The sequence below is a fragment of the Paenibacillus sp. 01T422 genome (genome assembly GCF_056398785.1).
Map to the genome: position 1 here is coordinate 1 of NZ_JBFTQB010000332.1, position 11163 is coordinate 11163.

12 protein-coding genes and 1 pseudogene are annotated in these 11163 nt (G+C 47.6%); 9 read left to right on the forward strand and 4 right to left on the reverse strand.

Annotation, left to right across the window (positions count from 1 at the left end; all coding sequences use genetic code 11):
- The 8 genes and pseudogenes from AC1DUA_RS18920 to AC1DUA_RS18955 form a co-directional block, all read left to right on the forward strand.
- Positions 1-226, forward strand: a 226-nt coding sequence (locus tag AC1DUA_RS18920; RefSeq protein ID WP_477501244.1) for a YhcN/YlaJ family sporulation lipoprotein, incomplete at its 5' end; no start/stop codon positions are given.
- Positions 227-356: 130 nt separating this feature from the next.
- Positions 357-590, forward strand: a complete 234-nt coding sequence (locus AC1DUA_RS18925) for a hypothetical protein (RefSeq protein WP_477501245.1) — start codon at positions 357-359, stop codon at positions 588-590.
- 73 nt (positions 591-663) lie between these two features.
- On the forward strand, positions 664-1545 hold the full coding sequence (locus AC1DUA_RS18930) for an ATP-binding protein (protein WP_477501246.1): 882 nt from the start codon (positions 664-666) through the stop codon (positions 1543-1545).
- A 25-nt stretch (positions 1546-1570) separates the two neighbouring features.
- On the forward strand, positions 1571-3466 hold the full coding sequence (locus AC1DUA_RS18935) for a cobaltochelatase CobT-related protein (protein ID WP_477501247.1): 1896 nt from the start codon (positions 1571-1573) through the stop codon (positions 3464-3466).
- A 155-nt stretch (positions 3467-3621) separates the two neighbouring features.
- Entirely contained in the window at positions 3622-4800 is a 1179-nt protein-coding gene (gene purT / locus AC1DUA_RS18940; protein ID WP_477501248.1) for a formate-dependent phosphoribosylglycinamide formyltransferase, read from the forward strand.
- A 46-nt stretch (positions 4801-4846) separates the two neighbouring features.
- Entirely contained in the window at positions 4847-5329 is a 483-nt protein-coding gene (locus tag AC1DUA_RS18945) for an acyl-CoA thioesterase (protein WP_477501249.1), read from the forward strand.
- A 351-nt stretch (positions 5330-5680) separates the two neighbouring features.
- On the forward strand, positions 5681-5959 hold the full coding sequence (locus AC1DUA_RS18950) for a hypothetical protein (protein WP_477501250.1): 279 nt from the start codon (positions 5681-5683) through the stop codon (positions 5957-5959).
- A 76-nt stretch (positions 5960-6035) separates the two neighbouring features.
- Positions 6036-6347 (forward strand): annotated as a pseudogene (locus AC1DUA_RS18955) (AIM24 family protein); the annotation flags it as partial.
- 100 nt (positions 6348-6447) lie between these two features.
- On the opposite strand, the gene AC1DUA_RS18960 reads toward AC1DUA_RS18955, so the two are convergent.
- The 4 genes from AC1DUA_RS18960 to cysT are packed head-to-tail and all read right to left on the reverse strand — an operon-like array spanning position 6448 to position 10297.
- Positions 6448-7554: a sulfate ABC transporter substrate-binding protein gene (locus AC1DUA_RS18960; protein WP_477501251.1), complete on the reverse strand. Its 1107-nt coding sequence runs from the start codon at positions 7552-7554 to the stop codon at positions 6448-6450.
- A gap of 34 nt (positions 7555-7588) precedes the next feature.
- Positions 7589-8674, reverse strand: coding sequence for a sulfate/molybdate ABC transporter ATP-binding protein (locus AC1DUA_RS18965; protein ID WP_477501252.1), 1086 nt, complete (start codon positions 8672-8674; stop codon positions 7589-7591).
- 13 nt (positions 8675-8687) lie between these two features.
- Entirely contained in the window at positions 8688-9494 is an 807-nt protein-coding gene (locus AC1DUA_RS18970) for a sulfate ABC transporter permease subunit (protein ID WP_477501253.1), read from the reverse strand.
- A complete protein-coding gene (cysT, locus tag AC1DUA_RS18975) occupies positions 9491-10297 on the reverse strand; it encodes a sulfate ABC transporter permease subunit CysT (protein ID WP_477501254.1) in 807 nt (268 codons plus the stop codon). Before cysT ends, AC1DUA_RS18970 begins: the two co-directional genes overlap by 4 nt.
- Before the next feature lie 414 nt (positions 10298-10711).
- On the opposite strand from cysT, the gene AC1DUA_RS18980 reads away from it, so the two are divergent.
- Positions 10712-11163: ABC transporter permease (locus AC1DUA_RS18980; protein ID WP_477501255.1), on the forward strand; the 452-nt coding region annotated here is incomplete at its 3' end.

An 11163-nucleotide genomic window follows, 5' to 3' on the forward strand; every position in this document is an offset into this window, starting at 1 on the left:
TTTACCGACAGAAAGTGCAAACTCCATTAGGAATTTACTGACACGGATTTACCCGGAAGCGAATATTTTCATTTCTACGAATCCGCATTTCGTGAATCGCATGATGTACTATGATGGTCAGCAGCAAAATAATAAGCACATGGATACGTATCTCAATGAATTTAATACGATGATCCAATACGCTTTCCCAAGCTATTCTACGGGCCAAAGAAACATGCTGCCTTAAGAGAAGACTAATTGCGCAAGGTTCACATAATCCCCTCAGCCTCTTGCTGGGGGTTTTGTCATAGTATTCGGATTATCCCAGTAGAAAGGGAGTATGACGATGTTTCAACATAAAGGTGTGAGTTACAGGCATGACAAGTCAGAGTACGAAAATGAGCAATAAATTTAAAGTTAGAGCTTATTGCAGTTCACGCCAATGTGATTTCGTGCATCCGGATGATGTCATTCAAGCAATAAACGGTGAAACCTCCTACGCATTGGCTCAGTTGTATAACGAGTCTTCTTTCAAGCCAAGCTGTCCGAAATGTGGAGAAGCGATGGCTTTCTACGCTCATTCGGTTATTGAAGAACCGTGGCTGCCTTGAAAGGCTTGACAATGTTAGCTTTCCTGATAAATAGTAAGAGAACAAAGGAATCAGGAGAGGAACATCAGATAATATGTTAACAGAGACCATACCGCAAGAGATCCGTGAACAACTGGAACAAAAGAGAGCGCAGTCGAACACGACCACTGAGGATGCGAAACTAATCGGGGCAGCTGCTTTTGAGGCACCGAGGGAAGACATTTTGATCGATAGCATTATTGCGCTTTTTCTAGGTAAAAATGTACTGCTCAAAGGCCCGACAGGTTCGGGAAAAACGAAGCTTGCCGAGCATGTTTCGGCGATTTTTAATCAACCGATGCATGCTGTGAATTGTTCAACTGATTTGGATGCTGAAGCTTTGCTTGGGTTCAAAACCTTATCCCATGATGAGCAGGGGCATTCACAGATTGTTTTTATCCCTGGGCCGATCATGAAGGCAATGACGAAGGGACATTTTCTATACATAGACGAAATTAATATGGCGAAACCGGAGACGTTGTCACTCATCAATGGTGTGCTGGATTATCGGAGATCGATTACGAATCCATTTACCGGGGAGGTCATCACCGCTCACCCAGATTTCAGAGTGGTAGCTGCGATTAATGAAGGATATATGGGAACAGTGCCTTTGAACGAAGCATTGAAAAATAGGTTTGTGACAGTCGATATTCCCTATTTGCAAGGGGACGCTTTGTACAAGCTTCTAAAAAGTAAGTCTGTGTTGCGTGATGACAAGCAGTTGAGAACTTATGTTCAGCTGTCAGCTGATTTGTTAACCCTAATCGAAATGGGGCAGCTGCCTGATGAAGCGGGGTCGATCAGGGCACTACTTGATGCCTGTGATCTCACGGCTTATATTCCTCCGATGCGAGCCGTAGCGCGCGCGATTGCCGACAAACTGGAGGATGAAAGGGAACGTGCAGCTGTGATCAACGCGGCAGAAACGTTATTCTAAGCCAATGTTTGTAGGAAAAATCAGTATGCTTGAGGATAAAATTGACGCTATGCTGCAAATGCAGTTGGTGGATTTGGCTCGAATGTTCACGAAACGTAAGGAGTTAGAGGTGGAAGCCGCCTTTCACGCTGATTATGAAGAAAGCTCCGCGCTTATTACGGTTAGCCAATTCTGGTGGGATTACCCGCCGCTGGATAAAGTGTCAGGGATGAAAAGCGACGTCTACCTCCGTGGCATTGGAACCGCGTGGTTCACCAGTGCAGCGGCTGTGAAGTCTTACCTGAAAGGAAGCCAGCAATCGTCGCTTCCCAAGCTGGCGAACTCGCTTTTTGCCTTATGTGAAGATATGCGATTGGAACGCATTTGCCGTGCTCGGAGGCCTGGAACTGCGCGTGTATTCGCGGAGAGACACCGCATTTATGGGGCTTATTTCGGACATAAGCTGCGCACGCATTTGAGCAAAGGTGAACTGGCTGATGCCGTAATTTTACTGATATACGGCTGGTTTACTGGAGCGGAGTGGAGCGCTGCTGAAAGCGTAGGGCTGACGGCGAGGCTAACTCCGTTATATCCGATTCTAGAGGGTATCGAGGAAGCTGAACATACGGCGCAAGTAGCTGCTAGCTGCGAGGAAATGCTGGACGCGCTGGCTTATTGGCTGGACAGAGATGCGGGTTCCGCCTATTTCTGGATGCAGCCGGGGGGCGGCGTAGATGAGCCGCTGCCCGCGGGGTACCAAGGCGAGCTCAAGCGCGCTAAGCGGCTCGCCAATGAAGATGTGCTCCCCGAGCAGGAGGGGGAGCGTCAATTGCCTGGCCAGGAGCGCCTGCCGACCTGGCACCGCGAAAGCAGCGACCGCAGCCCGGGGCTGCTGCGGTTCGAGCTGGAGCGCGGCTCACGCACAGCCGCGCTTGGCTCTGCGCCCCGCGAGGGCGACGCCGCCGATCAGGCGCTCGCCATCGTCCAGGGGCGCTCGCTGCGCGCCGAGCGCACCGGCGCCGCCTCCGGCGAGCGGCGCCACAAGGCTGCCGTGCCCGCTGCCGCGGGGCACGGGGAGGGCGATGTCGCCGCGTTCGCGACGGCGACTTGGCTGGCGCCTGAGCGGCCAACTGCTGCGCAGGAGGCCGCCTTCAGGCGCCTGAGCGAGCGCGCAGCGCCGCTCGCGAAGCCCTTGCAGCGTGCGATTCGGCGCACGCTGGAGCAGAAGCGGATCGCCCCGCGCGGCGATCGGCTGTTTGGGCGGCTCGATAAGCGGCTGACGCGAGCCTTCACGCAAGAGATGCCGCGCCTCTTCTATAAGAAGCGCGCGCCGGTTCCGCAGCTCGACGCAGCATTCGCGCTGCTCGTCGACTGCTCCGCGTCCATGTACGACAAAATGGACGAAACCAAGCTGGGTCTCGTGCTATTTCACGAGACCCTCCAGGCTTTGCGAATCCCTCACGAAATTGTGGGATTCTGGGAGGACGCCGACCGCGTTACGGAGCACGAAGCGCCGAACCTGTTCCAGGTTGCTGTAAACTTCGGCTCCTCGCTGGCTTCTGGAAGCGGCGCGGCTCTGATGCAGCTGGAGCCGCAGCAGGATAACCGCGACGGCTTCGCGATCCGCAGCATGACGGAGCGCTTGCTGCGGCGTGGTGAGCGTCAGCGCATCCTCTTGGTTTTCTCGGATGGGGAGCCGTCCGCAGCGAATTATAACGACGTAGGCATCCTGGATACCTACGAAGCCGTAATGAGAGCACGCAGGCTAGGCATCGAAGTCATATCGATTTTTTTGGCGAGCGGCGGCACCGTTCACGAAACAGAACGGGCTGCGATGCGCAACATGTATGGGAGAAGCAGCATTGTTGTGCCACGTGTGGAAGAATTAACTGAGCAGCTCGTGCCGATTTTACGCAAACTTTTGCTGAAATCTATCTTTTAATGTCGAAATCCTTTACAATAGATCAGGGTATTTGCGCAGGTTTGCTGGCTAATTACCCTGTTTATGCCATTCTTGTTATGTTTATTTACATACATATCCATTTGTTTGTTATAAGTTTACTTCCGTTTGGAAAACATTAAGGGGGAAATCATTTCATGTACGGTGCACCATTATCAAACAAAGCGAAGAAAATCATGCTGCTGGGATCAGGAGAGCTCGGGAAGGAAGTCGTCATCGAAGCACAACGCCTAGGGATTGAGACCATTGCTGTGGATCGTTATGCGAATGCTCCAGCTATGCAAGTAGCGCATCGCAGCCATGTGATCAATATGTTAGATGGGGAGCAGCTTAGAGCGTTAATCGAGCAAGAGCGTCCGGATCTTATCGTACCTGAAATTGAAGCTATTGCGACTCCTGTCCTTGTAGAACTTGAAAAAGAGGGCTATCGCGTAATTCCCACGGCAACAGCCTCTCGTTTGACGATGGACCGGGAAGGCATTCGCCGTCTAGCTTCCGAAACGCTTGCGCTGAGAACGGCCAAGTATGCTTTCGCAAACAGTCTTGAAGAGCTGCACGCTGCTGTTGCGGAAATCGGTACGCCTTGCGTCATTAAGCCGATCATGAGCTCCTCAGGCAAAGGTCAAAGTGTATGCCGGACGCCTGAGAATGTGGAACAATCGTGGAACATCGCAATGGAAGGCGGACGTGCCAAGAACGCTCGCGTCATTGTTGAAGAATTCATTCATTTCGAGTCTGAAATAACGTTGTTAACTGTTCGTTCCGTTTCTGGTACAACCTATTGTGAGCCAATCGGCCACATCCAAAAAGACGGGGACTACATCGAGTCCTGGCAGCCGCACGCAATGACGAAGCAGCAAATTCTAGATGCACAGCATATGGCCAAAACAATTACAGACGCACTTGGCGGCTTTGGCCTCTATGGCGTTGAGCTATTTTTGACCAAAGATGGCGTGTACTTCAGTGAAGTTTCACCTCGTCCGCATGATACGGGCATGGTTACCATGGCCACGCAAGATTTGAGCGAATTTGCTCTGCATGCGAGAGCGATTCTTGGATTGCCGATCACAGGTGTTCGACTTTTAACACCAGGTGCAAGCTACACACTCAAAGCAGACCGTGAGCAAGTGGAGTACACAATCAGCGGGCTGGAAGAAGCGTTATCCGTTCCCAATACGCAAGTTCGCATCTTTGGTAAGCCGGAGACGAAAGTCGGCCGCCGTATGGCGGTTGCGCTCAGCAGCGGGGAAAATGTTGAAGAAGCGCGCAGTTTGGCGAAGCAAGCCGCAGGCAAACTTCAGTTAAACTACGAATAAGAAGTAATTTACGGACAGCCAATCGTCATCATCAGGAGGAAACGACATGGAAGCTAAACCAGCAAGACTCTCCCGAACCGTGTTGACCGAAATAATTTTGCCAGCAGACACGAATTATCACAATACCGTGTTTGGCGGACGTGTGATGCAGTACATCGACAAAGTTGCAACGATCGCTTCCATGCGCCATTCGCGCAGGGGGGTAGTCACCGCTTCAAGCGACAGCTTGGACTTTTATGCGCCTGTTAAGCTTGGTGAAGCTATTCAACTGGAGGCGTTCGTCACTTGGACGCACCGAAGTTCAATGGAAGTATTCGTGAAAATCGAATCCGAGAACCTGTTGACCGGTGAGAAGAAACGCACAGCCAATTCCTATCTAACTTTCGTGGCTCTAGATGAGTACGGCCAGCCTTGCGAGGTTCCGGGTATTATTCCTGAGACGGAAGAGGAGAAACGACTTTTCGAAACGGCTGAGATGCGATTTGCCGCGCGCAAGCTTCGGAAAGAGGAACGGAATTTACATTTGTAGTCGACATTGAGCAGATCCCTTGTGGGGTCTGCTTTTTTGTGTTCATAGCCCTTTGCGGCGTCTCTGTCTCTGGTTAAGCGGAACTATGAGCCTCTATTTTGAAGATATTGTGTGAAATGGGTGCGGTGGTGGAACTACAGGGCGTTATTTCATGGTAAAATGGTTGTTTTTAGCTAAAACCGGCCAAATAACGGATCATAGTTCCGGGCCAGCGGCTACGAACCTGTTTTTATAGAAAATAGATGACCATAGTTCCCATTCAGCATCCAAGCCGTTCGTAGAGTGGAGAAGTCGCGCGAAAAGGATTATTATGGAAAATATAAGAAGATCCAAACCTGAAAGGAGTTCCTAATGAGAAGAAGCCTATTTCGATCTTTGATCTTCGCAATTACTCTAGTTATTGTATACTATGCCTCTCAAATGCTTCTGGGCTTCTATACCACTTTAAAATACGTGCCGGACATCCGTGACTCGTACACTGCGATTGATGGTTTTGGAAGCCATAAAGTGGCGTTTGGGATTAGGGCTGCACCTGTTAAAGTGCTCACTGAGATTTTGATCATTATGGCTATCGGTGTCGCCACCTATTTATCAGGAAGCTATGTTACGAAGAAAATAAGGAACCCTTGAAACCTGCCAACACAAACATCGTATTGAAATAAATCGGATTTATTTTCAACTTAACCTATTCGGAGGTAATCTCACAATGAATGCACATGAAATTGATTATCGTATTTTAGGCAATGAAATGCAGTATGTAGAGATTGAGCTGGACCCAGGTGAAAGCGTCGTAGCGGAAGCTGGGAGCATGATGATGATGGATCAGAACATCCAGATGGAGACGATTTTTGGGGATGGCAGCAGTGATAACAAAGGGTTCATGGGTAAACTTCTAGGCGCGGGCAAACGTTTATTAACTGGCGAGAGCTTATTTATGACGGTGTTCACCAATCACAGCAGCAGCGGGAAAGAGCAAGTTAATTTCGCAGCGCCTTATCCCGGTAAAATTATCCCTTTAGGCAATTTACTCGATGGGGACGGGAGATAGGTTCCTACATCAGCAAAAAGAAGGCCCGGCAGCGAATTTCACATTCGCTCCGGGCTTTTTTACAACTGCCTTATTTGGAACCGCCTTCTGCGAGGATCGTTTCCCAGATTGCGCCTTTACCATATAGTTCTTTATTGACTTTATCCCAACCGCCAAGATACTCGATGTTGAATACGCCGGCAGGTGTTGTGTAGTTTTTCTCGTATTGCTTCGCAATTTCCGGTAGTACGGAGCGGAAACCTTTCTCTGCGAATACTTTCTGAGCATCAGGACTCCATAGGTATTCGAGGAATGCTTGAACCGCTTCACGATTTCCATGTTTATCTACGTTTTTATCAATGAGTGCAACTGGGTTTTCAATGGTAGTTGTGTATTGTGGGATAACTTCCACATATTTTTTACCGGATTGAATCCGGGAAATAAGCTCATTTTCATAAGTAACGATAGCATCGCCAACGCCTTTATCGAAGGTTGCAAGGGAATCCGCGCCGCTTTTATCAAGTACTTTGATGCTTTTGTACACTTTAGCCAGATAATCCTTGGCGAAGGCAGGATCTTGTTTCCCAGCAGCTTCAGATGTTTTCAGTCCAGCGCCATAAATTGCGTTAATGTCCCATTTCGCTCCGCCGGAAGTACTAGGATTCGGAATCAATACTTCAACGCCTGGTTTGGTTAAGTCAGTCCAATCTTTAATACCTTTTGGATTGCCTTCACGAACGCCAATTGCCGCGATGGAAGCTGTAATGTTTCCTTTGTATGGGTTATTTTTCCAATCGTGTGTGATCAAACCTTTTTCTGCGATTTTTTGGATGTCTCCTTCAAGAGAAAGAGGGGCGATATCCGCTTCAAAGCCTTGAATGATCGCGGTAGCTTGCGAACCAGATGCCACATAGGACTCTTGGAATTCTACGGTTTGACCGGTTTTCTTTTTGTACTCTTCTTTGAATTTAGGCAAAATGACATCAAAAGAATCTTTGAGAATGGAATATGCGCCAATTGTGATCGTTACTTTTTCTGCTTTTGGAGCAGCGCTTGCAGTAGTCGTAGCAGCAGCTGTTGCAGCTGCCGATGGAGCGGGTGTGCTCGCCGATTTTGTGCCTGTTCCGCAAGCCGTAAGCGTGATACTTGCAGTGAATAATGCAGCAGTGATAAGGCCTAATRATTTAAATTTTTTCATGGTTTACAACTCCCCTTCATTCGTAAGCTTATTTTTATATAAAAACAGGCAGTGGATCTTGTTTGGCCTGATTTTCAATGACGATATTATCGGTTTTCGTAAAGACGGAAATCTGATGGATCAAAATATTCACTTCATCACCAGGGCGATAAATTTTTTCTTTTACGGATTGATAAGCGAATAGCTTAGTTGCGCCAGTATCGATTTCTAAATACCAGGAATCCCCGCGGAAATGGACATGCGTCACTATTCCTTTCTCTCCAGCTGTCGCCAAATGGCTGACATCATGTGGGCGAACTTCGATGGATTCTGGTCGAATCAACACATTCACGTCAGGTAGCCATTTGCCATCCTTTTGAATTTCATTTAAGTAGGGGAACCCAACCAGCGGCGTATAGTGCGAGATAACATTAGATTCACCTATGAATGATGCCACGAAAGAGGATGACGGTTTCGTATAAATTTCCCAAGGACTGCCTTGCTGCTCAATTTTCCCGCCTTGAACGAGAATGATTTCATCAGCAACTTCGATGGCTTCATCTTGGTCATGGGTGACGAAGAGGGTAGTGACTTTAAATTCATCGATCAGGTTTCGCAGCCACAGGCGCAGTTCTTTACGAATTTTGGCGTCAATCGCAGCAAAAGGTTCATCCAGCAGCAGCAACTGAGGTTCTGGAGCCAATGCTCTAGCGAAAGCCACGCGTTGGCGTTGTCCCCCCGAAAGCTGGTGCGGGTATTTGCGCTCATTGCCGGCGAGCCCCATTAAATTCAGCAGATAGGTAACTCGGTCATGGATGACTTCCTTTGGCTTTTTGAGAACTTTGAGGCCGTAAGCGACGTTGTCAAAAACGGTCATATGTTTAAAAAGGGCATAGCTTTGAAAAACGAAGCCAATTCCTCTTTCTTGAACAGGAAGATGCGTAGCAAGCTTCCCATCGAAATAAATGTCACCTGACGTCGGACTCTCAAGGCCGGACAACATGCGCAGGATGGACGTTTTGCCGCCGCCGCTTGGACCGATTAAACCAACGAGATGCCCTTTCGTAATGCTGAAATTAACATCTTTGATAGCATGAAAGGATCCGAAATTTTTATTTAGATTTTTAACTTCGATATGCATACAGGGTTCCTCCTTAATGACTGCTTAATTTTTCGCTTCTTCTTTTCGACCACTCGAGTGTTAACAAGATAGTAATTGAGATGAGTCCGAGCAAAAAGGCGACACTGTTCGCAGCAACTAGCTGGAACTGCTCGGCATCTTGATACACGAGTGTAGTAGCTGTCTGCGTTTTGTTGATGATATTGCCTGAGACAACTAAGATAGAGCCGAATTCACCAAGCGATCTTGCGATGGTTAAAATGAGTCCGTACACAACGCCCCAACGAATACCTGGCCATGTGATTTGAAAGAAGGTGCGCCATGGACCAGCGCCAAGCGTGGCTGAAGCTTCTTCGGATTGTGTGCCGATTTCTTCAAGTAATGGAACGACTTCACGAACCATTAGAGGAAATGTAATGAACATTGTTGCAAGAATCATACCGGGAATGGCGTAAACAATTTTCATGTTATGATCTTCAAAGAATGCGCCAAGCGCCGTATTGGGTCCGAAAATCAAGATGACCATTAGACCGACAATGACCGGCGATACCGCAAAAGGTAAATCAATCAGAGCATTGATGACTGGTTTCAACCAGCGAGAGATCCAGGAGCCTCTAACAATTTCTAGTGAAATGTAAACCCCAACGATTGTATTAAGTAAAGTAACGATAAGGACGATGATAAAAGAGATCTTCAAGGCGTGCAGCGCCTCGGGTCTTACAAGGGCATCGATAAAGGCTTGAGGACCTTCTTCAAAAGCACCAAAGGTAATGCCTAGGAACGGCAACATGATCAGTAGAAAGATGAAGAGAAACGATATGCTGATTAAAATTTTTCTCATGCGAGGCGCCCCTTTCCGCGTGTCAATACATTGATAATCCATAAAATGAGGAGTGACAATGTAAGGAGCACAAGAGAAATAGCGGCTGCGCCTTCTGGATTATAGTTCTGCGTCTCACCGTATATATAGACCGAAGCAACCATCGTTTTTCCTGGTAAATTACCGGAGATCAGTGAGATGGCGCCAAACTCGGCTAGTGATCGGGAAAAGGCAAGCATACTGCCGGCAAGAATGCCCGGAACAATAGCTGGAAAAACAATTCGGCAGAAGGTATAGAATCTGCTAGCGCCTAGTGTAAAGCTGGCTTGTTCTTCAGCGGGATCAATTTGTTCAAGCAGAGGTTGAACGGTTCGAATAACGAATGGGAATGTAACGAATACCAAGCCGATCACAATTGCTGTTTGATTGTAGAGTAGTTTAATGCCAGCGTGATCAAGCCAGGCGCCTAGTGGACTAGTCGGTCCAAGTAAGGTTAGGAACATGAGTCCTGCCACTGAGGTTGGCAGAGAGAAGGGAAGATCGACCATACTGTTCAGAATGCTCTTGCCTCGGAATGTATATCTTACAAGAACATAAGCGATGATGGTGCCTGCAATGGCTTGAATAATTGTTGATACAATACTGAGTTTGACTGTAAGTAAAATGGACTTCCAGGCTAGTGGACCTGTTACTTCCTGCCAGAAGGGCTCCCAACCTAAGGAAAATCCTTTGAAATAGATGGAGCCAATCGGGATGAGCAGTAACACAATCAGATAGCCAATAAGCACAGATCGAACCGTAGCTTTAAACACCTTGTTAATCACATTACACCACCCATTAATATTAATCATAGTGCTTTACTCGGAATATTAAATTGACTATAACAGCGCGTGGTCGAATTTGTCAATATACCTATTTCAGATATTTATCGATTTATTCAAAAAAATTGATAAATGTCACGAAAGTGCGAGGATCTGAGTTGGACATTAGATGAAAGGATACAGGGAATGGGGGTCAGCAGGTGGACGAGCCTCTGAAAAAAGCATTGACGAAGCTAAATAGCGGTGGTAACATAAGCATCAATCAATATCCGAGTAAAACCATATGAATTATAAGTTTATCGAAAGTCGACCAGATAACTGGAGACTCCCGTCTTGCTTCGTATTTTACAAGCAGGGGCTGGGAGTCTTTTTGTTTTCAAACGCCTTTTCACTTTATGCAAAGAAAGAGGGATTCACATGTTAGCTAATCGAATTGCACCACTGACTAAGTCCAAGGCTTGGCAGCCCTGGGTCATACCGATCCTCATTTTACTGCTGTGGCAGGTGCTTGGTTTAACGGGATGGTTATCGGAGCGGATCTTGCCAACACCTTGGGAAGTCGTGAAAGCCCTGTACAGTGTGATTAAAGATGGCACTATTTTTGAATATGTAGCGGTCAGCACGAAACGGGCGTTTCTAGGCTTTCTCATTGGCGGCAGTATTGCTTTTGTTATTGGATTACTCAACGGGGTATTTCCTATCGCGGAAAGATATATTGATTCTTCGGTTCAAATGGTTCGTACCATTCCGCATCTTGCGATGATCCCGCTGGTTATTATGTGGTTTGGAATTGGCGAGACCTCCAAATTATTTCTAGTTTCTCTCGGTGTCGCCTTTCCTATCTACTTGAATACCTTCCACGGCATCCG